Here is a 25209-nt window from a genome sequence, read left to right as displayed (position 1 = left end):
TTCCGGCAGTGGCCGGACGCTCAGGCGCGGACGGCCTGGATCTCCAGCTGGATGTCGACCTTGTCGCCGAGCAGGGCCTTGTCGCCCTTCAGCGGCACGTTGAACTCGATGCCCCAGTCCTTGCGGTTGATCGTGGTCGTGGCGGAGAAGCCGGCGCGGGTGCCGCCCCAGGGGTCCTCGCCGACGCCGTTGTACTCGACCGTGAGGGTGATCGGACGGGTGACGTCCTTGATCGTCAGCTCGCCGTCCAGGAGGTACTCGCCGTCCTGCGCGCGGACGCCCTTGGTCGTGAACGTCATGGTCGGGTGGTTCTCCACGTCGAGGACGTCCGAGGTCCGCACGTGGGCGTCCCGGTCGGCGTGGCGGGTGTCGATCGAGGCGACCTGGATCTCCGCGGTGGCGGTGGACTCCGCCAGCTCCTCGGCGATCCGTACGGATCCGGTGAAGTCGGTGAACGTGCCGCGCACCTTGGACATCAGGTGCCGGATCACGAAGGTGACCTCGGAGTGGGCGGGGTCGATGTTCCAGGTTCCGGCGGTCAGCTCGGGGGCGACGGCGGCGATGCTCATGGGGTCTCCTGTCACAATGCTTGAATCTTCAACGAACTGGTCGAAGGTTAGTTGAGGGTTCAAACAGATGTCAATCCCGGCTTGTTCCCGGCAAGCCGCACCGGCCGGAGACGGCGGCGGCGGGTGCCGAGACGGCGGTGCCGGGCAAGGCGGCGGAGCACGGATCGCAACTCCTTCCGCACACCGTGCAACCTCCCCGTGCCCTCGTGCGTAGAGAGCGGGCACAGAGGTGAGCCGGAGCCCCTCTCCGGCGGTAACACTTGGAGTCTTCGTGAGCGACGAACCACCGCGCGCCGCCTGGCGGACGGCCCGGACGGCTGCACCGGCCCTGCTGGTGACGGCCCTGATCGTGACCGGATGCGGGGGAGGGCACAAGGGGGCGTCCGCCGGCGCGTCCCCCGCCGGCGGCCTGGAGAAGCTGCCCGAGGCCACCACGTACACGACGCTGGACGACCTGCCGCGGGACGAGGCCCCGTCCGCCCGGAGCGACGGGACCGTGGTGCACCCGAACGACACGGTCCCGGTGTCGGCGAAACCGGGCGCGCCCGCCGTGGCCGAGCTTCCGAGCACCCAGCTCAAGGGCCCCACCTGGGTACCCGTCGTGGAGAGCCGCCCCGGCTGGCGGCGGGTGCTCCTGCCGAGCCGCCCGAACGGCGTGACCGGCTGGATCCCCGACTCCGGCCTGAAGTCCGCGCGCAGCTCCAGCACCGTCGAGGTGGACCTCGGCGACAAGAAGCTGACCCTGCTCCGGAACGGCCGCCAGATGGGCGCGTGGTCCGTGGCGGTCGGCGCGCCCAAGACGCCGACGCCCACCGGACGGACGTTCCTGCTCGCCTCTCTCGCCCCCGAGAAGCCGACCTACAGCCCGCTGGTCCTGCCCGTCGGCGCGCACTCGGCCACCCTCGACACCTTCGGCGGCGGCCCCGGGACGGTCGCGTTCCACGGCTGGCCGACCAAGTCGGTGTTCGGCAAGGCCGTCACGCACGGCTGCGTGCGGGTGCCCGCCGACGCGCTGAAGCAGCTCGCGAAGGTCCCGCTCGGTACGTCCGTCCAGATCACGGACTGACGCTCCCACGATCCACCCGGCCGTACGGCCGGGCCGCCGAACCCCACCCCCGACCCCATGATCACGAACCCCTAAGGAGAGAACCGTGCGTTTGCAGGCACTCACCAAGTGCGCGGCCGTCGCCGGCGCGCTGGCCCTGCCGTTCGCCCTGTCCGCCGCCCCCGCCTCCGCCGCCCCGTCCGCCACTCCGGGCGGCGCCGGCTCGGCGGTCGCCATAGCCGCCACCGGCTCCGTCGTCGTCCCGCCGACCTCCTCGGTGGCGTCCGCGGCGCAGCGGCCCACCAGCAAGAGCGTGGCGGAGCTGCCCGCCAACCCGCTCGTCGAGGCGCGGCTGCTGAACGGCTCCGCCTGGGCCGGGCACGGCCGCGCGTCCGTCGCCGACCTGCGGGTGGCCAAGCTCGGCCTGTCCGCGCACGCGGTCTCCGCCAAGTGCGAGAACGGCACCGGCGTCTCCCACGTGGTGGGCGCGACGCTGGGCACCCGGGCGCTGAAGCTCGGTGCGACGCCCAACACCACCGTCACCACCGACCTGAAGGGCCTCGGCGCCGTCACGGTCACGCTGAACAAGCAGGTCCGCGGCCACGACGGGAACCTCACGGTCACAGCCATCGAGGTGTCGGCGACCCTGGCGGGCAAGACGCAGACGATCAGCATCGCGTCCGCCGGCTGCGGCAGGAGCGGCGGCCAGCCCGGCGAGCCCGGTCAGCCCGGTCAGCCGTCCCAGCCGTCCCAGCCGGGCAAGCCCTCGTCGCCCTCGGCCCCGCCCGGCGAGGCCCCGGCCCCGACCCCGGTCCCCGGCGACCTCCCGGTCACCGGCTGAGCCCGCCCGCATGAGGCCGGGGTCCGCGCAGCCGTCGCGCGGACCCCGGCCTTTGCCGTGCGGGTCGTCCGGCGCGGGCCGTCAGCGGACGGGACGCCGGAAGGTCACGCGGTAGTCCTTCGGGCGCCGCCCGGTGTGCTTGGCGAAGAGGGCGGCGAACGTCCCGGGGTCCTGGTACCCGACCGCGGCGGCGATGGCGGCGACCGTCCGGTCCGTGGTCTCCAGAAGATGGCGGGCCCGCCTGACGCGGGCCGACTGGAGGTACTCCAGCGGGCTCTGGCCCGTCTCCTGCGCGAAGCGCCGCAGCAGCGTCCGGGTACTGACGTTGAACGCGTCGGCCAGCGCGGCGAGGTCGTACCGGGCGGTGAGGCTCTGGTCCAGGTGCCGCATGACCCGGCGGGAGAACTCGTGCCCGGGCTGCGGGAGGAGCCGGGCGTCGACGTAGGGGGCCTGGGACGAGCGCGCGTCGTCCACGAGCGCCATCCGCGCGGTCGCCCGCGCCACGCCGGCGCCGCTGTGCCGGCGCACCAGCTCCAGGGCGAAGTCGTACATGGCGCTGAACGCCGCCGTGGTGGTCACGCCCGCGTCGGTGACGACCAGGAGGTCGGGCCGGACGTCGCAGGACGGGCAGCGCCGGGCCAGCTCGTCCGCGAACAGCCACGCCGTCGTCGCCCGGCGCCGGTCGAGGAGCCCGGCCGCGGCGAGCAGGAACGCGCCGACGCAGATCGAGACCACCGCGCCTCCCGCGGCGGCGTGCGACCGGACGGCCGCGATCTCCGGGGCGAGCCCGGCGAGCTTCGCGTCCACGTCGAGTCCCGGATGGAGTTCGAACCCCGGCACGACGAGGACGTCGACCTCCCGGAGCGGGGAGACGGCCAGCGCCACGCCTCCGGAGGCGACGACGCGGCGGCGCGGCGACACCACCGACACCTCGTAGCCGGCGCGATCCGGACCGGCGACATGCCCGGCCATCGTCAGCAGGTCGGGCACGCCGAACACCTCCGACGCGAAGCAGCCCGGATAGGCCAGCACCCCCACCCGCAACGCGCCCACGCGCCCGCCTCCCGTCGTCCACTGGTGGCGAGATTACCCCCATACACGGCGATCCGGCCCCTCCCGCCGCGGGCCTTCGCCCGGCCACGCTGTCTCCATGAGCACAGAGAACGCCACGAACACTGAGAACGCCACGAACACTGAGAACACCCCGAACACCGAGAACACCCCCGGCACCGACGAGGGCACGGGCGGTGTGGTGGCCCCAGGCGGCGGGCACCTTGACGATCCGATCGCGGATTTCTCCCGGCGGCTTGTGGACGTGGACGGGGTGGTGAAGGCGGTGTACGTCGCGGGCACCGGCCCGGCCGTCGTGGTGATGCCCGAGATGCCCGGCATCAGTCCGGACGTCCTGCGGCTGGCGCGGTGGGTGCGGGACGCGGGCTTCACCGTCCACGTTCCCTCGCTCTTCGGCCGCGACGGCGCCTACCCCACGGCCGAGGACGGTGAGCGGGTCTTCCGCCGGGTGTGCGTGAGCGCCGAGTTCCGCGCGTTCGCCGGGGGCGGCACCAGTCCCGTCACGGCATGGCTGCGGGGGCTCGCACGCCAGGCCCATGCCGAGTGCGGCGGGCCGGGGGTCGGCGCGATCGGGCTCTGCTTCACCGGGAACTTCGCCCTCACCATGGCGCTCGAACCGGCCGTCATAGCGCCGGTCGTCAACCACCCGTCACTGCCGCTGGACGACCCCGCCGGCCTGGAACTCGGTGACGACGACGCCCGCGCGGTGAAAGAGCGCGTCGCGCGCGACGGCCTGACCGTCCTCGCCTACCGCTTCGACAACGACCGGTGGTGCACCGGTCAGCGGTTCGCCGCCTACCAGGCCCTGCTCGGGGACGCCTTCGACGGTCGCGTGCTCTCCGGCGGCGCCGCGAACACCGACCCGCCGCCGTTCTTCCGCGACGTGGTCGCGAGCCCCCACAGCGTCGTCACCGCGCACCTCGTGGACGAGGACGGGCACCCCACGCTCCAGGCCAGGGACGAGATCCTCGCCTACCTGGCCGAGCGCCTGGCATCCCAGAACGCCTAGGACGCGGCGGCCTCGGGGCGGGTGGCGCGCAGCGGGTGCGCGCTGCCCTCCAGCAGGACCTTCGCCACGAGGGCCGGGTCGTCGGCCATGGGGACGTGGCCGCAGCCCTCCAGCCAGACGAAGCGGGCGCCGGGAAGGCGGCGCTGGGCGCGGATGGCCTGGCTGCGCAGGAGCAGGCGGTCCTTCGTGCCCCAGGCGATGGTCACGGGGACGTCGGCGCAGGAGCCGAGGAACCGGGTGGTGCGGCCCGCGCGGAGGGTGGGCTCGAAGCCCGGGGCGTCGCGCATGGCGCGGGCGTCGCCCGTGAGGGTCTCGATGTCCATCAGGTCGGGACGCCCGTAGATCATGCCGAACATGAGCGTGCGGCGGCGCGGGGAGCGGGCCAGCCGGGTGAGGAACGTCTCGGGGACGCGGGCGCCGAGCCGCGACGCGCGCAGCACCGACATGCCGTACCGGAACTCCAGGTTGTTGAAGAAGCCGGCCGGGGACAGGGCGGTCGCCGAGCTGGCGAGGCCGCGGTCGGCGGCTTCGAGGGCGAACAGGCCGCCGAGGGAGTTGCCCGCGATGTGCGGACGGTCCAGGCCCAGGGCGGCGAAGGCGTCCGCGAGGACGGAGACGGCCGCGTCCAGCGTGTAGGGGGCGCCGTCGGGCAGCGGCGGGGAGTCGCCGAAGCCGGGCAGGTCGACCGCGAAGACCTCGCGTTCGGCGGCGAGCAGGTCCATGACCGGGGCCCACCCCTGGCGGCGGTGGCCGATGCCGTGCAGCAGGACGAGGGGCGGCCCCTCGCCGCGGCGCTCGAAAGCGATGTTCACCCGCGCTGTGTCCACGGGCGAAGGTTAGGCCGGAAGTTACTCAGCGGTCACTAGTGATGCTCGTCACCGCGCACGCGGCGGGGCGGCGGTGCTCCAGGGCGGTGCGCAGCTGCGCGCGGCCCCGGTGGATGCGGGAGCGGACGGTGCCGAGCTTGACGTTCAGCGACGCGGCGATCTCCTCGTACGACAGGCCCTCGATGTCGCACAGGACGACGGCGGCGCGGTACTCGGGGGCGAGGCCGTCCAGCGCCTTCTGGATGTCGTGGTCGAGGTGCCGCTCGTCGTAGGTCTGCGCGGGGCCCGGCTCGCGGCCCTGCAGACGCTCGGCGGCGTCGTCGGCGAGGGAGTCGAACCGGATGCGCTGCTTGCGGCGGGCGCGGTCGAGGAACAGGTTCGTCGTGATCCGGTGCAGCCAGCCCTCGAAGGTGCCGGGACTGTAGGAGGACAGGGAGCGGAAGACCCGGATGAAGACGTCCTGGGTCAGGTCCTCGGCGTCGTGGCGGTTGCCCGTCAGCCGGTAGGCCAGCCGGAACACCCGGGTCGAGTGCTCGCTGACGATCTCTTCCCACGTCGGCGGGGTCCACGCCATCGCAGCTGCGCTCACCACTACCCCCGTCTGATGCTCAATCGTTACGGCCAAGCATGCCGGTACCCAGATAAGAGCCGTGTAAGAACCTTGAGCGTGGCCGGATCAGGCACGTGAGATGTGACTCATCTCATTGGACCGAATGTCGACAAGGATTGAGTCGGCGCCGGTCCGCAGGGAGGATCGGGGACAGTCCCCACCCCGACACGCGAGGACGTGGCATGGCGCGAAGCTACAACCTGGCCGACCTGCTGGAGATCCTGGCCGCGGCGGGGCCGGACCGCCCCGCCCTGGTGGCCGGCGGGGAGCGGCGGACGTACCGGCAGCTCAGCGAGCGGGCGAGCAGGGTCGGGCACCATCTCGCGGAGGCCGGGGTGCGGCCGGGCGAGCACGTGGCGATCCTCGCCTACAACCGGGCCGAGTGGATCGAGGCGATGCTCGGCGCGTTCAAGATACGAGCGGTGCCGATCCCGGTGAACTTCCGCTACGTCGCCGCCGAGCTGCGCCATGTCCTGGCCGACTCCGACTCGGTGGCGCTGGTCGGGGAGCGTTCGCTGCTGGCGAGGGTGCAGGAGATCCGCGGCGAACTGCCGGCGCTGCGGCACGTCGTCGTGCTGGAGGACGGCTCCGCGGCCGAGATCCCCGGTGCGGTCGAGTACGAGAAGGCGCTCGCGGGCGCCGCCCCGGACGACGACTTCCCCGAACGCTCCAGCGACGACCGCTACATCATGTACACCGGCGGCACGACGGGCTATCCGAAGGGCGTCGAGTGGCGCTGCGAGGACATCTTCTTCGGCGCGCTCGGCGGCGGGAACGTCCTCGGCGACCCCATCGGCAGCCCCGATGAGCTGGCCGCCAACGCCGACCAGCCCGCGATGGCCGTGCTCGACTGCGCGCCCGTCATGCACGGCGCGGGCCAGTGGGTAGCGTTCATGGGGTTGTTCAGCGGCGCCAAGGTCGTCCTCTACACCGACCACGCCTTCGACGCGGACAAGGCCCTGCGGCTGCTCGCCGAGGAGCAGGCGAACGTGATGATGCTGGTCGGCGACGTGATGGCGCGCCCGGTCGCGAAGGCGCTCGCCTCCGGCGACCACGACACGTCCTCGCTGATGGCGATCGCGTCCGGCGGCGCGCCGCTGACCGAGGGGGCGAAGGCCGCCCTGCGGGAGCACCTGCCGAACATCATGTTCCTCGACAACTACGGCGCGTCGGAGACCGGCGCGTGCGGCCCGTCCGTCGGCGGCAAGGAGGGGACGGCCCGGTTCATGATGAAGCCCGGCATCACCGTCCTCGACGACGACCTGAACGTCGTCCGGCCCGGCGAGATCGGCAGGCTGGCCCGAAGCGGCCACATCCCGCTCGGCTACTACAACGATCCCGCGAAGACGGCGTCGACGTTCTTCACCGCCGCAGACGGGACGCGCTGGTCGGTCCCCGGGGACTTCGCGAGCCTGGAGGAGGACGGGACGATCACCCTGCTCGGCCGCGGCTCCCTGGTGATCAACACGGGCGGCGAGAAGGTGTACCCGGAGGAGGTCGAGGTCGCGCTCAAGGACCACCCCGCCGTGGAGGACGCGGTCGTCGTGGGCCTGCCGGACGAGCGGTTCGGGCAGCGCGTCGCCGCCGTCGTCGCCCCGCGCGCCGGCGCGACGGTGACCCTTGACGATCTGACCGAGTACTGCCGCGAACGTCTCGCCGGCTACAAGCTCCCGCGGCAGATGACTCTGGTCGACGAGGTGCAGCGAACCGCCGTCGGGAAGTCCGATTACAAGTGGGCCAGGAGCGTGCTCGCCTAGGGTCCTGGTGAAGCCGCCGTGTGCGGGTTATACCACGCTCAGGCACTTTTTCCTCAGCGGCTGCCAGTCAAGAATCAATTGATGCCGAGGGAGCGTGCCTTGGGCGCGTTCCGGCGAATAACCGCCCCATGAGTGGGGATCGGCTGATACCGCTCGCGCGCCGGTATCGCCTGCTCTCTGTGGTCGGCAGAGGCGGCATGGGCACCGTCTGGCGGGCGTACGACGAGATGCTCGACCGGGACGTCGCGGTCAAGGAGGTCCACCTCCCCCCGCGCATCACCGAGAGCGAGCGCAGGGTGATGTGCAGGCGCCTGTTCTCCGAGGCCCGCGCCACCGCCGCCCTGCGCCATCCAGGCGTCGTCGCGGTGCACGACCTCATCATCGAGGACGGCCGCCCCTGGATCGTCATGGAGTTCCTGGAGTCGTGCTCCCTGCACAGGCTGGTCACGGAGGCCGGCCCGCTCGGCGTGCGCCGGACGGCGGAGATCGGCGCGGCGGTCCTGTCGGTGCTCCGCGCGTCGCACGCGGCGGGCATCCTGCACCGCGACGTCAAGCCCAGCAACGTCCTGCTGTGCGACGACGGGCGGGTCCTGCTCAGCGACTTCGGGCTGGCCGTCCACACCGGCAAGGGCCCGCAGCCGGCCGACACCCTGCTCGCCGGGATCGAGGGCTCTCCCGCCTACCTCCCGCCGGAACGGGTGGACGGCCTGCCGAGCGTGGAGGCGTCCGACCTCTGGTCGCTCGGCGCGACGCTCTACACGGCGGTCGAGGGTTTCTCACCTTTCCTGCGTTGCCACGCCCTCGCGTCGATGGTGGCGGTTCTTCTGGGCGACTATGCGCGCCCTGTACGGGCCGGGCCGCTCGGTGCGGTCATCGAAGGGCTGCTGCGGCAGCGGCCGGAGGACAGATTGACGGCCGAGGCGACCGCGGAAATGCTGCAAAGGGTTATCGGAACGGTCCCCGAACCGGGGTTCACCCGCGCGCCGGTGCCGCATCCCCGCCGTTTCTCCGCGCACCGCACCGTCCTGCGGCGCCGCGTTCCGTGGGCGCTCAGCGGCGCCTGGGTGTCGCGGGACGCGCCGAGGGCGCCGGTCCCGCGCGGGCCGCGGGTCCCGTGGACGCTGCGCGGCGGCAGGCCGCCCGGCGACCGGTCCGGCATGCCGCCGTGCGGTTCGCGGCAGGCGGGGTGGCGCGTCCCGGTGCTGCCGTCGCGGCGGCTGCGGCCGGGGACGGTCGCCAGCGTGGCGCTGCTCGCGGCGCTCGCGGCCGGGGCGGGCACCTGGACGGCCCGGTGGACGGCGATCGGCAAGGGCGACGCGGTCGCGCTGCGTCCGGCGGCGGGCGTGTCGGTGAAGACGGCGAAGTACCACGAGGCGGGCGCCTACTCGGTGCGGGTGCCCGCGGGCTGGCAGGCGGAGCGGCGCGGCAGCGTGATGACCTGGAAGGACGCCGGCACCGGACGGGGGCTGCGCATCGCCCCGGTCCCCGGCGACCCGCTGACCGGGCTGCGCGCCGAGGAGCGCGGCGCCGTGGTGGAGCACCGCTATCCCGGCTACCAGCGGCTGCGGCTGGAACCGGTGCCCGAGGTCGTCGACGGCGCCGCCGAATGGGAGTTCACCTGGCGGGACGGTGTGCACGACGCCGTCCGGCACGTGCTGTGCGGTCGCGCGGCCGGATACGAGTTCTGCTTCCACGCGCCGGACCCGGAGTGGACGCCGGGCCAGCGCCTCTACGACAGGATCCTCAAGTCGTTCAGGCCGGAGAACGGCGGCTGAGCCCCGGCCGGATCGCGGGGGCGGTCAGGTCGTCTGCTGGAGGCGCAGGAGGAACTCGGCGTTGGAGGAGGTGCCCTTCATCTTCTCCAGGAGCTGCTCGACGGCCGCCTGCTTGTCCAGGCCCTGGAGGGCGCGGCGCAGGCGCCAGGAGAGGGCGAGCTCCTCGGGGGACATGAGCAGCTCGTCGCGGCGCGTCCCGGACGCCTCGATGTCGACGGCGGGGAAGACGCGGCGGTCGGCGAGGCTCCGGTCGAGCTTCAGCTCCATGTTGCCGGTGCCCTTGTACTCCTCGAAGAAGACGTCGTCCATGCGGGACCCCGTCTCCACCAGCGCGGTGGCGAGGATGGTGAGCGAGCCGCCGTTCTCGATGTTGCGGGCGGCGCCGAAGAACTTCTTCGGCGGGTAGATCGCGGTCGTCGCTACGCCGCCGGCGAGGATGCGGCTGCTGGAGGGCGCCGCGAGGTTGTAGGCGCGGCCGAGCCGGGTGATCGAGTCGAGCAGCATCACGACGTCGTGGCCCTGCTCGACGAGGCGCTTGGCCCGCTCGACGGCGAGCTCGGCGAGCGCGGTGTGGTCGCGTGCGGGACGGTCGAAGGTCGAGTGGATCACCTCGCCGCGCACGGTCCGCTGCAGGTCGGTGACCTCCTCGGGCCGCTCGTCGATGAGCAGGACCATCAGGTGCACTTCGGGGTTGTTCTCCGCGATGGCGTTCGCGAGGGCCTGCAGCACCATCGTCTTGCCGACCTTCGGCGGCGACACGACGAGCCCGCGCTGCCCCTTGCCGATCGGCGCGACCAGGTCGATGACGCGGGTCGCGAGCGGGCCGGTGTCCAGGCGCAGCCGCTCGTCGGGGAACAGCGGGGTCAGCGCGCCGAACTCGGGCCGGTTCGCCGCCTCCGCCACCGGGAGGCCGTTCACCGTCTCGACGCGGGCGAGGGAGGGGGAGTCGCCCCGGCCCTGCTTGGGCGCCTTGGCGAAGCCGGCGACCACGTCGCCGGGACGCAGGTGGTGCGCCTTGACCTGGGCGAGGGAGACGTGCACGTCCTCCGGGCCGGCGAGGTAGCCGGACGTGCGGACGAACGCGTGCTTGTCCTGGAGGGAGAGGAGGCCGTGGAAGGGGACGGTCGGCGCGTCCTCGGCCGGGCGCCGCTGCTGCCGCCCGTCCTTGCGGGCGCTCTGCGCGGACACGGCGTGCGCGCCGCGTGCGGGGGCCTTGCGGCCTGCCGCGGGTTCTGATTCGAGTGTGGGGGCGGACATACGGGTCCCTTCTCAGGCGGGCGCGCGGCGGGCGGCGCCGCCCGGAGTCGAAGTCCGCGTACGGCGGCGGAACCCGCGGCGCGTACGCGAGAGGAATGCGAAGGATGCAGCTCGGTCCACCGGGCTGACGTCGGCTCCCTTGTGCGGTGGCCCCGCACGCCGTGTGCGTGCCGGACCGAAACTCACCGGGCGCTCAGATGGCCCGGGCGGGGAAGAGACGTCCTCGACGCGAGTCGTGATAGTCCAAGGACGTTGTCTCGACAGTACAGCAATCGAGGGCGCTTTCGCATTCCCCAAGCTCGGTGACGACTTTCACGCGGTTGTCCCCCTGCGTCCGTCCGGCGCCGCGGCGTCCCCCGACCCGCGTCCCCGGTGTTCCGTGCTCACGATGGTTATGACTACCGGACCGGCCCCCGGGTTCCGGCGGCCATCCGGCGGCGGGGCACCGGGCGGCGGGCGCATACGATGAGCCGCGCTGCGCGGGGCGAGGGAGGACGATGGGCGAGGGGCTGCGGTTCGAGGCGGCCGGGGGCGTCGGGACGGTCACGATCGACCGGCCGGCCAAGCGGAACGCCATGTCGGCGGACATGTGGCGGGCGCTGCCCGGCATCCTGGACGGGTTCGCCGCCGATCCGGACGTCCGGGTCGTGGTGCTGACGGGGGCGGGAGGGAACTTCTGCGCGGGCGCCGACATCTCCGAGCTGGACGACATCCACCGCGACGACGACTCGCACCTGTCGACGGTCGCCGAGCGGGCGCTCGCCGCGTTCGGCAAGCCGACGCTCGCCGCGATCGAGGGGTACTGCGTGGGCGGCGGCTGCCAGCTCGCGGCCGCCTGCGACCTGCGGTTCGCGGCGGGGGACGCGCGTTTCGGGATCACGCCGGCCAGGCTCGGCCTGGTCTACCCGGCCGCCGCGACGGCGCGGCTCGTCCGGCTGGTGGGGCCGTCGGCGGCGAAGTACCTGCTCTACTCCGCCGACCTGGTCGACGCCGCGCACGCGCTGCGCATCGGGCTGCTGGACGAGGTCGTCCCCGAGGGCGCCCTGCACGACCGCGTCGCCGCGTTCACCGAGACCCTCGCGTCCCGTTCCCTGCTCACCCAGCAGGCGACCAAGGACATCGTGGACGCCATCGTCGCCGCGGGCCCTGTCGGGGAGAAGACGCAGCGGTGGCTCGCGGAGGTCGCCGCCAGCGGGGAGGTCTCGGAGGGCATCGCCGCGTTCCTCGAACGCCGCGCGCCCGAGTTCCCCTGGAAGTCCCGCCTGCGGTGAAAGCCCCGCGGTGAGAGCCCCGTGGTGGGAGCCCGGTGGTGAGGGTCAGGCGTTGAGCGCGGGCCAGGCGGACACGTCGCAGAACCGGCCCTCGGGGAGGCGGTGGAGGCGCCGGGCGGCGGCGTCCGGGTCGCCGAGCAGCCCGGCGGCGTCGGGGCGGCGCAGCTCGGCGAGCGGCAGCACCCCGCACACCAGCGACTCCGGCGTCCGCACGATCAGCAGCGGCCCGATCTGCGCGCCGCCCCGGTCGACGTCGCGCAGCGCGCCGAGCAGGGCCGGTGCCGGGCCGGTGGACTCCACGCAGCGCTCGCGCAGCGCGGTCAGCAGGTCGATGAAGTCGAGTTCCAGGCCGCGTGGGCTGCGTCCGGACAGGTAGTAGCGGTCTCCGTCGGTCAGCTCGACGCGCAGCCCGTGGTGCTCGGCGAACCGCTCGAAGGGGCCGGAGAGCGCCGGGCGCGCCTCCGCCGGCACGACGGCGAGGGACCCGGTGACCAGGTCGGCGGGGTCGGCGCCGAGGGACGCGGCGGCGGCCTGGTCGAGCCGCCGGGCGAGGTGCCCGCGGAGCACGGCCATCTCGGCGGCCAGCCGCTCCACGGCCGCGCGCTGCTCCTCGGCCGCTTCCCGCTGCTCCTTCAGCCGGCCGCTCACGTCCGGTACCAGCCGGTCGTTGATCTGCGTGACGAGCGACCGGATCCGGGCGTCGGCCTCGCCGAAGGCCGCGCGGTCGCTCTCCTGGTCGGCGGCGAGCCGGTCGAGGCGCTCGCGCTGGGACGCGCGGAACTCCGCCAGCTCGTCCCGGGTCCCCTTGAGGGCGCGCAGCTGCGTGCGGATGTCGGCGATCTCGGGCGCGCCCGGCGTCCGCCCGCGCTCGAACGCCAGCCACAGCTCCCGCCCGGCGATGGCCAGGCACAGCAGAACCAGAATCACCGTCATCGCGCCCTCCCCGGGCCTGCTCGCGGGGCAGACTACGCCACCGCCGCGCCCGTCGGCGGACGACTCAGCGGTTGAGGTAGGCCAGGACGGCGAGGACGCGGCGGTTGTCGTCGCCGGTCACGGACAGGTCGAGCTTGGCGAAGATGTTCGCGGTGTGCTTGGTCACCGCGCGCTCGGTGACCACGAGCCGCTCCGCGATCGCCGCGTTGGAGCGTCCCTGCGCCATCAGCTCCAGGACCTCGGTCTCGCGCGGGGTGAGGCGGCCGAGCGGGGTGTCGCGGGTGTTGCGGGCCACGAGCCGGGAGATGACCTCGGGGTCCATGGCGGTGCCGCCCGCGGCGACCCGGCGGACCGCGTCCACGAACTGCGCCGCGTCGAACACCCGGTCCTTGAGCAGGTAGCCGATCGCGCCGGTGCCGTCGGCGAGCAGCTCGCGGGCGTAGAGCTGCTCGACGTACTGCGACAGCACGAGGACCGGCAGGCCGGGGACCTGCCGCCGCGCCTCCAGCGCCGCCTGGAGGCCCTCGTCGGTGAAGGACGGCGGCAGGCGCACGTCGACCACCGCCACGTCCGGGCGGTGGTCGAGCAGTGCCTTCAGCAGGGACGGGCCGTTGTCGACGGCCGCCGCGATCTCGAAGTCGTGCGACTCCAGCAGGCTGACGAGGCCCTCCCTCAGGAGGGCGAGATCTTCGGCGAGGACAACGCGCACGGCAGCTCCATGGTCACGATCGTCGGGCCGCCCGGGGGCGAGCTGAGGGCGAGGACGCCGTCGAATGTACCGATCCGCCGCTCGATCCCGCGCAGCCCCGAACCGCCCTCCAGGGTCGCGCCGCCGCGGCCGTCGTCGGTCACGGTGATCCGCAGCATGCCGTTCTCGTACCGCATGTCGACCCAGACGCGGGACGCGCCGGAGTGCTTGGCCGCGTTGGTGAGGATCTCCGACACCGCGAAGTAGGCGGCGGACTCGACCGGCGGCTCGGGCCGCGCCGGCAGGTCGGCGGACACCTCGACGTCCAGCGGGTGGTCGAGCGCGAGGGCCCGGACCGCGTCGCCGACGCCGCGGTCGGCGAGCACCGGCGGGTGGATGCCGCGGACGAGGTCGCGCAGCTCGTGCAGCGCCTTCGCCGACGACGCGCGGGTCTCGGCGAGCAGCAGGCGGGCCTTCTCCGGGTCCCGGTCGAGCAGGTGCTCGATCGCGCCGAGGCTCATCCCCATCGCCACGAGCCGGGCCTGCGCTCCGTCGTGCAGGTCGCGCTCGATGCGGCGCAGCTCGGCGGCGGAGGCGTCCACGGCCTCCGACCGGGTCTCGGTGAGGTGCTGGACGCGCAGCGCCAGCTCCGACTTCCTCGTCGGGCCGAGGATGGCGCTGCCCCAAGCCCCGTAGAAGGACAGCATCCACGGGCCGATGAGGAACCCGACGGCGATGCACGCCGTGGCGACGGCCACCGTGGAGACGACCCGTCCGGTGTCGCGGCCGAACCCCTCGGTGACGTGGATGTAGGCGTACCAGTCGCTGCCGCCGTAGTGCCCGATCATGTCGCCGGCGAAGGCGGCGAGCACGTACCCCCACACCCCGTACAGGATCAGCAGCGCGGGCAGCGCCGCGGTGAACACCGAGACGACCGGGTCGGTGAGGACCCACAGGTAGTCCCGCCAGGTGGCCGGGTCGCTGATCAGCGCGACGAACCGCTTGAACATGCCGCTCAGGCCGGGCTCCTGCTCCGGTTCCGGCAGGTACGGCCGGGCGATCCGGACGTCGGTCCACCGGTTGATGCGGACCCGGTACGCGTCGAGCTGGTTGCGCAGCAGCATCGTCGCGGACGGGAACAGCAGCACCCCGACGAAGCTCGTGATCATCGAGATGACCGTGATGAACCACAGGCCGACGAGCGTCGCGGGGATGGCGAGCAGCCAGAGGGTCAGCCCGCGCCAGGGCGCCCTGACATGCCGTTGCAGCCGTGTCTCGTGCACCAGTCCACCGTCCACCGGATCCTCCGCGGGTCGCTTGCCGTCTGGAGTCAGTCTTCCGGCGGCGTCCCCGCAGCACAGTGTGCCCGCAACCCGAGCGTGGGGTGTACCTGGGTACACCCCACGCTCGCCTCGAAAACTAGAGCGGACATAAAAATAACCTTGACCATGTGAGTGTGCTGAGTCTAATTTTAGGTTCGTTCCATTTACTTGGAGGAGTCCCGTGATCGCACCCGACCGCGCCCCCGCCGCGCGGCGACCGCCCGAGAGACTGGACCCGGCGCTGCTGAAGGCGTCGTTCGTCCTGGTCCTCGGCCCGATACTCGCCCTGCTCGACACGACGATCGTGACGGTCGGCCTGGACGCGGTCGCTCGCGACTTCCACAGTCCGCCCGCCACGCTGCAGTGGGTGTCGGCCGGATACCTCCTCGCGATCTCGATGGTGATGCCGCTGGCGGGCTGGGCGAGCGACCGGTTCGGCGCCCGCAGGATGTGGATGGTCTCCGTCGCCCTGTTCGCCGCCGGGTCCGCCCTCTGCGGCCTCGCGTGGTCGGCCGGGAGCCTGATCCTGTTCCGCGTGCTCCAGGGCGTCGGCGGCGGCCTGATCCAGCCGATCGGGCAGTCGATCGTCGTCCGCGCCGCCGGGCCCGCCCGTCTCGGCCGCGTCTTCGGCATCACCGTCCTGCCGCTGACGTTCGCGCCGGTCCTCGGCCCGGTCCTCGGCGGGCTGATCGTCGACCGGTTCGACTGGCGCTGGATGTTCCTGGTGAACGTCCCGCTCGGCCTGCTGACCCTGCTGCTGGCGGCCCGCCACGTCCCGTCCGACCCCGAGCGCGGGACGGGCGGCGGCCGGCTGGACGTCCTCGGCCTGGCGCTCCTGTCACCCGGCCTGGCCGCACTCGTCTACGGCTTCTCCGGGGCCGGCGACCATGGCTTCGGCGCCCTCCGCGTCACGGTGCCGCTGCTGGCCGGAGCCGTGCTCGTGCTCGGCTATGTCGCCAATGCCCTGCGCCGCCGCGCGGCGGCCCTGATCGACCTGCGCCTCTTCGCCCGGCGCGGCTTCGCCGTCGCGACGGCCAACTCCTTCCTGCAGGGCGCCGCCCTCTACAGTTCCATGCTCCTGCTGCCGCTCTACTACCAGCAGGTCGAGCACGCGTCCGCGCTGGAGGCGGGTCTCCTGCTCGCCCCGCAGGCCGTCGGGACGGCCGCCGCCACGTTCTTCGCGAGCCGCCTGGCCGACCGCATGGCACCCCGCCCGCTGATCCTCACCGGCATCCTGCTGACCCTCGCCGGCACGGTCGCCTTCACCCGGTTGGGCTCCTCACCGGCGGGCTGGCTCCTGGTGGCGTCGCTGGTCGTCCGGGGCGCGGGGCTCGGGGTCGTCATGGCGCCCGGCATGGCCACGCTCTACGCGAGCGTCGAGCGCCACGAGGTCGCGCGCGCCGCCGGGGCGGTTAACACCGTCAACCGGGTCGGAGGGTCCCTGGGCACCGCGGTCTTCGCGGTCGTCCTGCAACGCTCCCTGGACGGCCACGCCCCCGCAGCCGCCTACGGGCGCACCTTCTGGTGGGCGGTGGCCCTGTCCGCCCTGACCCTCGTTCCCGCCCTCTTCTACCCGTCCCGGAAGGAGAACCGATGAGGTACCGGCTGCTCAGCGTGCACGCGCACCCGGACGACGAGTCGAGCAAGGGCGCCGCCACGCTCGCGAAGTACGCGGCCGAAGGCGCCGACGTCCTGGTCGCGACCTGCACGGGCGGGGAGCGCGGCGACGTGCTCAACCCCGCGATGGACCGGCCCGACATCCGGGCGGACCTGGCGGCGATCCGGCGGGCGGAGATGGAGGCGGCGCGCGTGATCCTCGGCGTCCGGCAGCGGTTCCTCGGCTTCGTCGACTCGGGCCTGCCCGCCGCAGGCGAGCCCCTGCCGGAGGGCTGCTTCGCGCGGACGCCCCTCACCGAGGCCGCCCGCCCCCTCGTGGCGCTGATCCGCGAGTTCCGTCCCCATGTGGTCGTCACCTACGACGAGACGGGCGGCTACCCGCATCCGGACCACGTCAGGACGCACGAGGTGACGGCGGAGGCGTTCGACGCATCGGCCGACCCGTCCCGCTATCCGGGGACGGGTGAGCCGTGGCGACCCGACAAGCTCTACTACCAGGGCGCCTTCTCGAAGGAGTGGTTCCAGGCGCTGCACGACGGGATGACCGAACGCGGCCTGGAATCGGCCATCGGCCCGATTCTGGCCGGATGGCCGGACACCGCGCCGAAGCTCGACATCACCACCCGCGTCCACTGCGCGGAGTACTTCGCCGTCCGGGACAGGGCGCTGCTGGCGCACGCCACCCAGATCGACCCGGACGCGGGCTTCATGGCCCACCCGCGCGACGTCGAACGCGCCGTCTGGCCGACCGAGGACTACCACCTCGCCCGTTCCCGCGTGGAGACGGAGCTGCCCGAGAACGACCTCTTCGCGGGCCTCCGCTGACGCTCAGAGAGCCACGAAGGTCAGGCCGCGCTTCTTCATCTTCGGGATGACGGTGTCCAGGGCCTTGAGGGTCTGGGAGCGGTCGCCGCCCCCGTCGTGGCACAGCATGATGTTGCCGGCCTTGCCCTTCAGGAGCGTGCGGCGGATGTGGCCGACGCCGGGACGGGCCCAGTCGCGCGGGTCGACGGCCCAGTCGATCGGCAGCATGTCGTGCTCCTCCACCAGCTCCAAAATCGTCTTCGACCACGCGCCGCCGGGGGAGCGGAAGAACTGGGGGACGACGCCGGTCACGTCGGCGATCCGGTCGTGCGCCTCGACGATCTCCTTGCGGACCCGCTTCCTCGACATGCCCGCGATGCTGATCGGGTGCGTCTCGGTGTGGTTGCAGATCTGGTGGCCGGCGTCGGTGATGCGGCGGGTGAGCTTGGAGAACTCCTTCACCTGCTCGCCGATGACGAAGAACGTCGCGTGGATCTCGTGCTCGGCCAGCAGGTCGAGCACGCGGGGCGTCCAGAGGGGGCTCGGACCGTCGTCAATGGTGAGGGCGATCGACTCCGCGGGCGGCGGGGGAGACAGCTGCGACAGCTCGCGGACGGGGGTCTCCAGCGCGGTGAGCTTCGCCAGCGTCCACGGCGCGGGCCGGGGGGTCGGCGTCGGGGTCGGGGTCGGGGTCGGATGGATGACCGGCCTCGCGCGGGGGGTCGGCGCGGCCCACGCGGGTGCCCCCGACCCGCGCGGCGGACGCGCGCCGTCCGCGCCGAGCGCGGCGAGCCCGGCGGCGGCACCCATCAGCCAGAGTGCTTTGCGACGGGATGTCCAACTTGAGTCCTCAACCTCCACAAGTCCCACGCTATCGGGGTTTTGGGCGGGTAGGAGGCCGCTCTGGGATCACGATCGGCTCACCTGAGTGGTCCGATTTCGGGTGTGAGCACAGCGTCGCAGGTCGGGCCACTTTCGGTGGTCGAACGGCGGTCGTCGTCCCGCCTGCGACAGGTGATTCCGGGAGACGCCGCGACCTGCTCCGGGGCGGGGTGAGGACGGCGACGATCGTGCCGGGAGAGGTGTTACCGTCTTCAGTGCGAATCGGGGGCCGGACGTCTCCGCCCGGGAACGAGGCGGGACGGCCGAGCGATCACGCCCGGCGCAGCCGGCGTGCGCGACCATCACCAGGCAGTGCGCCGCGGGGGCCGATCTGTACTGGACGGCGCCCACGCCGCTGACCCCGTCGCCGGGCCCGATCCGACGAAGACCGCGCGGCCCCGCGGTGTTCACCGGCCCCGTGAAGGCCCCGTCGGCCCGCCCCACTGCAACCCGGTGGCGGCGGCCGGGGTTGGTCCGCCATGCCCTCGAACACTCCGCCCTCGAACACTCCGCCTTCGAGCGCTCCGCCCTCGAACACCGGCCTCCGGCGGCCCGCCCTCATGCTCGCGGTGCTGCTCGCCGGGCAGTTCATGGTCAACGTCGACATCGCGGTCGTGAACGTCGCGGGTCCGTCCATCAGGGAGGATCTGCGGCCGTCCGGCGGCGCTCTCGAACTGGTCGTCTCCGGGTACACGCTCGCGTACGCCGTCCTGCTGGTGACCGGCGCGCGGCTCGGTCAGGCACGCGGCCACCGGCGCATGTTCCTGCTCGGGCTCGGCGCGTTCACGGCGGCCTCGCTGGCGTGCGGGCTGGCCCCGACCACCGGCGCGCTCGTCGCCGCGCGGCTGGCGCAGGGGGCGGCCGGGGCGCTGATGGTGCCGCAGGTCCTCTCGGGCATCCAGCTCCACTTCACCGGCCCGGCGCGGGCGCGGGCGCAGGGGCTGCTCGCGGTGGCGCTGTCCGGCGGCGCGGTCGCGGGCCAGGTGCTCGGCGGCGTGCTGGTCTCGGCCGACGTGGGCGGGCTGGGCTGGCGCCCGGTCTTCCTGGTCAACGTGCCGGCCGGGATCGTGCTGCTCGCGATCGGCGCGCGGCTGCTGCCGGCCGACGCGGGCGGACGAAGCGCGCGCCTCGACCTCGCCGGGGCGGCCCTGCTGTCGGCGGCGGCGCTGCTGGCCGTGGTCCCGCTGCTGTTCGGGCGCGAGGCTGGCTGGCCGCCGTGGACGTGGGCGTCGCTCGCGGCCTGCGTGCCGGCGGCCGCCCTGTTCGTCAGGCGGCAGCGGCGCGTCGCCTCCCCGCTGCTCGCCCTGGGCGTGCTCGGCCGCCCGGTCGTGGCGTGGACGCTCGGCGCCCTCGGCGCGGCCACCGGGACCTTCTACGCGATGATGTTCGTCCTCGCCCTCTACCTGCAGGACGGGCTGGGCCGCAGCGCCCTGTTCTCGGGCCTGGTGCTCGTGCCCTGGGTCGCCGCGTTCGGGATCGCCGGGGCGCTCGTGCCGCGGCTCCCCGCCCGCCTGGCCGCCCGCGCGCCCGTCGCCGGCTACCTGCTGCTCGCGTCGGTGTACGTCGCGGCGGGGCTGGCCCGCCCGGACGGGACGGTGCTCGCCGTCCTGCTCGGGTTCGGCGGCCTCGGCCTCGGGTTCGGGTTCGCGCCGCAGCTCGGGCGGCTGACGGCGCACGTCCCGGACCGGCACGCGGCGGACCTCAGCGGGCTGGTCAACATGAACTTCCAGCTCGCGGGCGTGGCGGGCGTCGCCGTCTTCGGGACCCTGTACCTCGGCGTCCCCGGCGGCCACGGCCCGGCGTTCACCGCCGTGATGCTCGGATTCGGCGGGACGGCGCTCGCCGCGACCGCCGCCTCGCTCGCGGGGCACCGGGCGGCGCGGCGCGAGGATCAGGGGAGCAGCCCGGCGCGGCGGGCGGCGGTCACGGCCTCCAACCGGGTGTGACTGTCGAGCTTGCGCATCGCCGACCGCAGGTAGCTCTTCACCGTCTCCGGCAGCAGCCCGAGCCGCTCGGCGGCCTCGGCGTTGGTGCAGCCGATCGCGACGTACGACAGGACGTCCAGCTCGCGGGGCGACAGGACGGGGCGCGGCGACCCGGCCGGCTCGTCCAGCCCGGCCGCCGCGAGGCGCAGCGACGCCTCCCGCAGCCGGTCGCGGGCCGGCAGGTCGCGGACCTGCTCGGCGAGGGCGCGCAGCTCGGCGTGCACGGCCCGGACCTCCTCCCAGCGCGCCGCCGACGTGCCGGGCGGCGTCCGCGCCAGCGCCTCCTCCGCGCGGTCCTGGACGGCGAGGTCCTGTTCGAGGTCGCGGGCCGCCTCCACGGCCGCGCCGACGACGCGGTCGGCGAGCGAGAGCGGCTCCCTCAGCGCGCCGTAGAGGACACCGCGGACGCGCCGCCGCACGACGATCGGGACCGCGACGATCGACAGCAGCCCCTCGCGCCCGACGGGCCTGTCGTAGTCGTGGCTGATCGACGCCGAGCACGGGTAGTTGCTGACCCACGCGGGACGTCCCATGGCCATCGCCTTGCCGCCGAGCCCGTTGCCCTGGCGCACCGCGAGGCCGTTCAGCGAGTCGGTCCTGTTGCCGACCAGCTCGGTGATCACCAGCCGGTCCTGGCCGCTGAGGGCGCCCCCGAACACCATGGGCAGGCCGGTCGTGCGCTGCAGCGTCAGCACCGCCGCCCGGACGGCCCCCACGTCATCGCCCATGCTCCGAGAATGCCCTGAGCGACCCCCGTCACGAAAGTGGCGGGGCGGACAAAGCTAGTGCCGCGCGGCGGTGTCCTCCAGGCCGAGGATGTCCACGGCCTCGGCGCGCATCTGCACCTTGCGGATCTTGCCGGTGACCGTCATCGGGAACTCCTCCACCACGTGCACGTAGCGGGGGATCTTGTAGTGGGCGAGCCTGCCCTCGCAGAACGCGCGCAGCTCCCCGGCGGTCAGGCCGGGCGCGCCCTCGCGCAGCCGCACCCAGGCCATCAGCTCCTCGCCGTACTTCTCGTCCGGGACGCCGATGACCTGCGCGTCGACGATGTCGGGGTGGGTGTAGAGGAACTCCTCGATCTCGCGCGGGTAGATGTTCTCCCCGCCCCGGATCACCATGTCCTTGATCCGGCCGGTGATGGTGACGTAGCCCTCCCGGTCCATCACCGCGAGGTCGCCGGTGTGCATCCAGCGGGCCGTGTCGACGGCCTCGGCCGTCCTGTCCGGCTCGTCCCAGTAGCCGAGCATCACCGAGTAGCCGCGCGTGCAGAACTCGCCGGGCACGCCGCGCGGGACGGTCACGCCCGTCTCCGGGTCGACCACCTTGATCTCCAGGTGCGGCAGGACGGTCCCGACCGTGGACACGCGGCGCTCCAGCGAGTCGCCCGCGCGGGTCTGCGTGGACACCGGCGAAGTCTCGGTCATGCCGTAGCAGATCGCGACCTCGCTCATCCCGAGCCGCTCGATGACCTGCTTCATCACCTCGACCGGGCACGGCGACCCGGCCATGATCCCGGTGCGCAGGCCGGACAGGTCGAGCCCGGTGAGCGACGGCTCGTTGAGGACGGCGATGAACATCGTCGGCACCCCGTACAGCGACGTGCAGCGCTCGGCCGCGACCGCCTCCAGCGTCGCCTCCGGGTCGAACGCCGGCGCCGGGATCACGACGCACGCGCCGTGACTGGTCGCCGCCAGGTTGCCCATGACCATGCCGAAGCAGTGGTAGAAGGGCACCGGGACGCAGATGCGGTCCTCCTCGTCGTAGCCGCACAGCTCGCCGACGAAGTAGCCGTTGTTCAGGATGTTGTGGTGCGACAGCGTCGCGCCCTTGGGGAACCCCGTCGTCCCGGACGTGTACTGGATGTTGATCGGGTCGTCGGCGGTGAGCATCCGCCCGATCTCGGCGAGGACGCCCGGTTCGCCCGTGCGGCCCGCCTCCAGCAGCGCGTCCCACCCGGGCGTGCCGATGAGCACGACGTCGCGAAGCGCGGCGCACTCCGGCTTGACCTGCTCGATCATCGCCGCGTAGTCGGACGTCCTGAACACCGGCGAGGCGACCAGCGTCCGGATCCCCGCCTGGTTGAGGACGAACTCCAGTTCGTGCACCCGGTAGGCGGGGTTGATGTTGACGAGGATCGCCCCGAGCTTGGCCGTCGCGTACTGCACGAGCATCCACTCGGCGCAGTTCGGCGCCCAGATGCCCACCCGGTCGCCCTTGACGACGCCGAGGTCGCGCAGGCCGAGCGCGACGGCCTCCACGTCGTCGGAGAACTGCTCGTAGGTCCAGCGGCGGCCGGACGCCCGCTCGACGAGCGCGTCGCGGTCCGCGTGCGCCGCGACCGTCCTGTCGAGGTTCGCGCCGATCGTGTCGCCGAGCAGCGGCGTGGCCGAGACGCCCGACGCGTAGGAGAGGTTCATCGCAGGTCCTCCTCCCTGAACTCGCCCGCCGGCCGGTCGTCCTGCCCGGGATGCTTGTCGATCTCGCTGGCCCGCAGCTCGACCCGGCGGATCTTCCCGGAGATCGTCTTCGGCAGCTCGGCGAACTCCAGCAGCCGGACCCGCTTGTAGGGCGACAGCTGCTCCCGGCAGTGCGCGAAGATCGCCTTGGCGGTCTCGGCGTCCGGCGCCCAGCCGCTCGCGAGCGTGACGTAGGCCTTCGGGACGGCCAGCCGTACCGGGTCGGGCGACGGCACGACCGCGGCCTCCGCCACCGCCTCGTGCTCGATCAGCACGCTCTCCAGCTCGAACGGCGAGATCTTGTAGTCGGACGCCTTGAACACGTCGTCGGCGCGCCCGACGTAGGTGATGTACCCGTCCTCGTCGCGGGAGCCGATGTCGCCGGTGTGGTAGTAGCCCCCGGCCATCGCCTCCTCGGTGCGCTCGTCGTCGCCGTGGTAGCCGGTCATCAGCCCGAGCGGCCGGTCCTCCAGGTCGAGGCAGATCTCGCCCTCCTCGCCCGGCTCCCCGGTCAGCGGGTCGATCAGCACCACCTCGTAGCCGGGCACGGGACGCCCCATCGAGCCGGGCTTGACCGGCTGGCCGGGCGTGTTGGCGATCTGGACGGTCGTCTCGGTCTGCCCGAAGCCGTCCCGGATCGTGCGGTCCCATGCCCGCTTCACCCGCTCGATGACCTCGGGGTTCAGCGGCTCCCCGGCCGCGACGACCTCGCGCGGCGGCCTGCCGAGCCGCCCGAGGTCGGCCTGGATCAGCATCCGCCACACGGTCGGCGGCGCGCAGAAGCTCGTCACGCCGCAGCGTTCGAGGGTGTCGAGGAGCCGGTCGGGGTCGAAGCGGGTGTAGTTGAAGATGAACACGCACGCCTCGGCGTCCCAGGGCGCGAAGATGTTGCTCCACGCATGCTTCGCCCACCCCGGCGACGAGATGTTCAGGTGGACGTCCCCCGGCCGCAGCCCGATCCAGTACATCGTCGACAGGTGCCCGGCCGGGTAGGACGCGTGGGTGTGCTCGACCAGCTTCGGCTTGGCCGTCGTCCCGGACGTGAAGTACAGCAGCAGCGTGTCCCGCGACATCGTCATCCCGTAGGGGGTGAAGGACTCGCCCTCCTCGTAGGCGGCGGCGTACGGCAGCCAGCCCCGCACCGGCTCGCCCACGGCGATCTTCGTGTACTCGCCCTCGACGCCGTCGAACTTCCCGGCCTCGGACGAGGCGGTCACCACGTGCCGGGCCTTCCCGCGCGTCAGCCGGTCCTGGAGGTCGGCCGTGCCGAGCAGCGGCGTGCACGGGATCATGATCGCGCCGAGCTTCATCGCCGCGAGCACGGTCTCCCACAGCTCCACCTGGTTGCCGAGCATCAGGATGATCCGGTCGCCGCGCCGCACCCCCGCCCGGCGCAGCATGTTCGCGACCTGGTTCGACCGCCGCGCCATCTGCGAGAACGAGTACCTGGCCTCGGCGCCGTCCTCCTCGACGATCCACAGCGCGGGCGAGTCGTTCCCCTCGGCGATCTTGTCGAACCAGTCCAGCGCCCAGTTGAAACCGGTCAGCACCGGCCAGCGGAACTTCTCGTACGCCGTCGCGTAGTCGTCGCGATGCGCGAGCAGGAAGTCGCGCGCCGCGCGGAACTCGACTGCGGGCATGGTCTTCTCCCTCGTAGCCGCACGGACACCCGGTCAGAAGGATGGTTGGCCATCCGGGTGACCCACGCCACCCCCGAACGGGGGTGGCGGAGTGGTCCTACCCGCCCGTCACGAAGGTTGAGCGCGGCAGCAGCGCCATGTGGTCGCCGATTTGGCCGGGGGTCCAGCCGCGGTCGTCGAGCAGCGTCCCGCCCCGGCGCGCCCGGCGACGGCCCGGGCCGGCGAGGTGAGGGGGGTCACTTCCGGGGGGTGTCACACCTCGCCCGGCCGTCCCGTCAACCTGGCGTAAGCCTCCACACGGCAAGGAGATCGCCATGGACGCCCGTTTCCCCTACTACGGCACCGAGACCGCCGGCAAGTTCATGAAGTACATGCAGTCGGCGGCCAAGGCCGTCTCCGGCTCGACGCTGCCGTCCACGACGGTGCATCTGGTGGAGCTGCGGGCCAGCCAGATCAACGGCTGCGGATTCTGTGTCGACATGCACAGCAAGGACGCCGCCCACAAGGGCGAGACGTCGGTGCGCCTCAACCTGGTCGCCGCCTGGCGGGAGGCGACCGTCTTCACCGACGCCGAGCGCGCCGCCCTGGAACTGGCCGAGCAGGGGACCCGCCTCGCCGACGGCGCCGGCGTCTCCGACGAGGTCTGGGCGAACGCCGCCAAGCACTACGACGAGGAGGAACTCGCGGCCCTGGTGTCGCTCATCGCCCTCATCAACGCCTGGAACCGGATGAACGTCATCACCCGCCAGCCCGCCGGCGCCTACGAGCCCGGCCAGTTCGGCTGACCGGCCCCGACAGCGGACGTGCCGCCCTTCACCTGGGGGAAGGGCGGCACGCCCGGCCCGCC

At 73.0% G+C, this 25209-nt stretch carries 21 protein-coding genes and 1 pseudogene; 10 read left to right on the top strand and 12 right to left on the bottom strand.

Annotation, left to right across the window (positions count from 1 at the left end):
• Positions 1-20: 20 nt before the first annotated feature.
• A complete protein-coding gene (locus CHC11_RS06005; protein WP_089310584.1) occupies positions 21-569 on the bottom strand; it encodes a YceI family protein in 549 nt (182 codons plus the stop codon).
• A 271-nt stretch (positions 570-840) separates the two neighbouring features.
• On the opposite strand from CHC11_RS06005, the gene CHC11_RS06000 reads away from it, so the two are divergent.
• Both CHC11_RS06000 and CHC11_RS05995 read left to right on the top strand, forming a co-directional pair.
• On the top strand, positions 841-1635 hold the full coding sequence (locus CHC11_RS06000) for a L,D-transpeptidase (protein WP_179278705.1): 795 nt from the start codon (positions 841-843) through the stop codon (positions 1633-1635).
• An 85-nt stretch (positions 1636-1720) separates the two neighbouring features.
• Entirely contained in the window at positions 1721-2455 is a 735-nt protein-coding gene (locus CHC11_RS05995; protein WP_143226944.1) for a choice-of-anchor P family protein, read from the top strand.
• Positions 2456-2536: 81 nt separating this feature from the next.
• Here the strand turns inward: CHC11_RS05995 and CHC11_RS05990 are convergent, their stop codons facing one another.
• Positions 2537-3508 (bottom strand): GlxA family transcriptional regulator, encoded by a 972-nt coding sequence (locus CHC11_RS05990; RefSeq protein WP_089310581.1) that lies wholly within the window; start codon positions 3506-3508, stop codon positions 2537-2539.
• A 97-nt stretch (positions 3509-3605) separates the two neighbouring features.
• On the opposite strand from CHC11_RS05990, the gene CHC11_RS05985 reads away from it, so the two are divergent.
• The gene (locus tag CHC11_RS05985) at positions 3606-4535 is read left to right on the top strand and encodes a dienelactone hydrolase family protein (RefSeq protein WP_089310580.1); all 930 of its coding nucleotides are present in this window, start codon (positions 3606-3608) and stop codon (positions 4533-4535) included.
• On the opposite strand, the gene CHC11_RS05980 is transcribed toward CHC11_RS05985, so the two are convergent.
• Positions 4532-5362, bottom strand: a complete 831-nt coding sequence (locus CHC11_RS05980; RefSeq protein WP_245918790.1) for an alpha/beta fold hydrolase — start codon at positions 5360-5362, stop codon at positions 4532-4534. The two genes, CHC11_RS05985 and CHC11_RS05980, sit on opposite strands and share 4 nt — an antisense overlap.
• Before the next feature lie 25 nt (positions 5363-5387).
• Entirely contained in the window at positions 5388-5936 is a 549-nt protein-coding gene (sigE, locus tag CHC11_RS05975) for an RNA polymerase sigma factor SigE (protein WP_089310578.1), read from the bottom strand.
• A 218-nt stretch (positions 5937-6154) separates the two neighbouring features.
• Between sigE and CHC11_RS05970 the strand changes: the two genes are divergently transcribed.
• Both CHC11_RS05970 and CHC11_RS05965 read left to right on the top strand, forming a co-directional pair.
• Complete coding sequence (locus CHC11_RS05970) at positions 6155-7729, top strand: acyl-CoA synthetase (RefSeq protein ID WP_089310577.1); 1575 nt, start codon at positions 6155-6157, stop codon at positions 7727-7729.
• Between the two features lie 128 nt (positions 7730-7857).
• Positions 7858-9504 (top strand): serine/threonine-protein kinase, encoded by a 1647-nt coding sequence (locus CHC11_RS05965; protein ID WP_089310576.1) that lies wholly within the window; start codon positions 7858-7860, stop codon positions 9502-9504.
• A 24-nt stretch (positions 9505-9528) separates the two neighbouring features.
• Here CHC11_RS05965 and rho read toward each other — a convergent pair.
• Positions 9529-10717: pseudogene (gene rho, locus CHC11_RS05960) on the bottom strand (transcription termination factor Rho); the annotation flags it as partial.
• A 541-nt stretch (positions 10718-11258) separates the two neighbouring features.
• Here rho and CHC11_RS05955 point away from each other — a divergent pair.
• Positions 11259-12032, top strand: a complete 774-nt coding sequence (locus CHC11_RS05955; RefSeq protein WP_089310574.1) for an enoyl-CoA hydratase/isomerase family protein — start codon at positions 11259-11261, stop codon at positions 12030-12032.
• 45 nt (positions 12033-12077) lie between these two features.
• On the opposite strand, the gene CHC11_RS05950 is transcribed toward CHC11_RS05955, so the two are convergent.
• The 3 genes from CHC11_RS05950 to CHC11_RS05940 all read right to left on the bottom strand — a co-directional run bounded on the left by CHC11_RS05950 (position 12078) and on the right by CHC11_RS05940 (position 14936).
• A complete protein-coding gene (locus CHC11_RS05950) occupies positions 12078-12965 on the bottom strand; it encodes a hypothetical protein (protein WP_089310573.1) in 888 nt (295 codons plus the stop codon).
• 64 nt (positions 12966-13029) lie between these two features.
• Positions 13030-13674, bottom strand: coding sequence for a response regulator (locus tag CHC11_RS05945; RefSeq protein WP_089310572.1), 645 nt, complete (start codon positions 13672-13674; stop codon positions 13030-13032).
• A complete protein-coding gene (locus tag CHC11_RS05940) occupies positions 13638-14936 on the bottom strand; it encodes a sensor histidine kinase (protein WP_245918788.1) in 1299 nt (432 codons plus the stop codon). The genes CHC11_RS05945 and CHC11_RS05940 overlap by 37 nt, the downstream gene beginning before the upstream one ends.
• Before the next feature lie 220 nt (positions 14937-15156).
• On the opposite strand from CHC11_RS05940, the gene CHC11_RS05935 reads away from it, so the two are divergent.
• Both CHC11_RS05935 and mca read left to right on the top strand, forming a co-directional pair.
• Entirely contained in the window at positions 15157-16572 is a 1416-nt protein-coding gene (locus tag CHC11_RS05935) for an MDR family MFS transporter (RefSeq protein ID WP_218825950.1), read from the top strand.
• Positions 16569-17417, top strand: a complete 849-nt coding sequence (gene mca, locus CHC11_RS05930) for a mycothiol conjugate amidase Mca (protein ID WP_089310571.1) — start codon at positions 16569-16571, stop codon at positions 17415-17417. Before CHC11_RS05935 ends, mca begins: the two co-directional genes overlap by 4 nt.
• 3 nt (positions 17418-17420) lie before the next feature.
• Here mca and CHC11_RS05925 read toward each other — a convergent pair whose 3' ends face one another.
• The gene (locus CHC11_RS05925) at positions 17421-18206 is read right to left on the bottom strand and encodes a polysaccharide deacetylase family protein (protein WP_089310570.1); all 786 of its coding nucleotides are present in this window, start codon (positions 18204-18206) and stop codon (positions 17421-17423) included.
• A gap of 551 nt (positions 18207-18757) precedes the next feature.
• Here CHC11_RS05925 and CHC11_RS05920 point away from each other — a divergent pair.
• Positions 18758-20224, top strand: a complete 1467-nt coding sequence (locus tag CHC11_RS05920) for an MFS transporter (RefSeq protein ID WP_218825949.1) — start codon at positions 18758-18760, stop codon at positions 20222-20224.
• On the opposite strand, the gene CHC11_RS05915 is transcribed toward CHC11_RS05920, so the two are convergent.
• The 3 genes from CHC11_RS05915 to CHC11_RS05905 are packed head-to-tail and all read right to left on the bottom strand — an operon-like array spanning position 20170 to position 24362.
• A complete protein-coding gene (locus tag CHC11_RS05915; protein ID WP_089310568.1) occupies positions 20170-20991 on the bottom strand; it encodes a helix-turn-helix transcriptional regulator in 822 nt (273 codons plus the stop codon). The genes CHC11_RS05920 and CHC11_RS05915 overlap by 55 nt on opposite strands.
• A 54-nt stretch (positions 20992-21045) precedes the next feature.
• Positions 21046-22683 carry an AMP-binding protein gene (locus tag CHC11_RS05910; protein ID WP_089310567.1) on the bottom strand — a complete coding sequence of 546 codons (1638 nt, stop codon included), beginning with the start codon at positions 22681-22683 and terminating at the stop codon, positions 21046-21048.
• Positions 22680-24362, bottom strand: coding sequence for an AMP-binding protein (locus tag CHC11_RS05905; protein WP_089310566.1), 1683 nt, complete (start codon positions 24360-24362; stop codon positions 22680-22682). Before CHC11_RS05905 ends, CHC11_RS05910 begins: the two co-directional genes overlap by 4 nt.
• A gap of 314 nt (positions 24363-24676) precedes the next feature.
• On the opposite strand from CHC11_RS05905, the gene CHC11_RS05900 reads away from it, so the two are divergent.
• A complete protein-coding gene (locus tag CHC11_RS05900; RefSeq protein ID WP_089310565.1) occupies positions 24677-25147 on the top strand; it encodes a carboxymuconolactone decarboxylase family protein in 471 nt (156 codons plus the stop codon).
• Positions 25148-25209: the final 62 nt, after the last annotated feature.

Origin of the sequence: Actinomadura mexicana (genome assembly GCF_900188105.1) — a bacterium.
Taxonomy (GTDB): Bacteria; Actinomycetota; Actinomycetes; order Streptosporangiales; family Streptosporangiaceae; genus Spirillospora; species Spirillospora mexicana.
The sequence above is the reverse complement of the archived record's forward strand: the minus strand, read 5'-3'. Positions and strand labels throughout refer to the sequence as shown.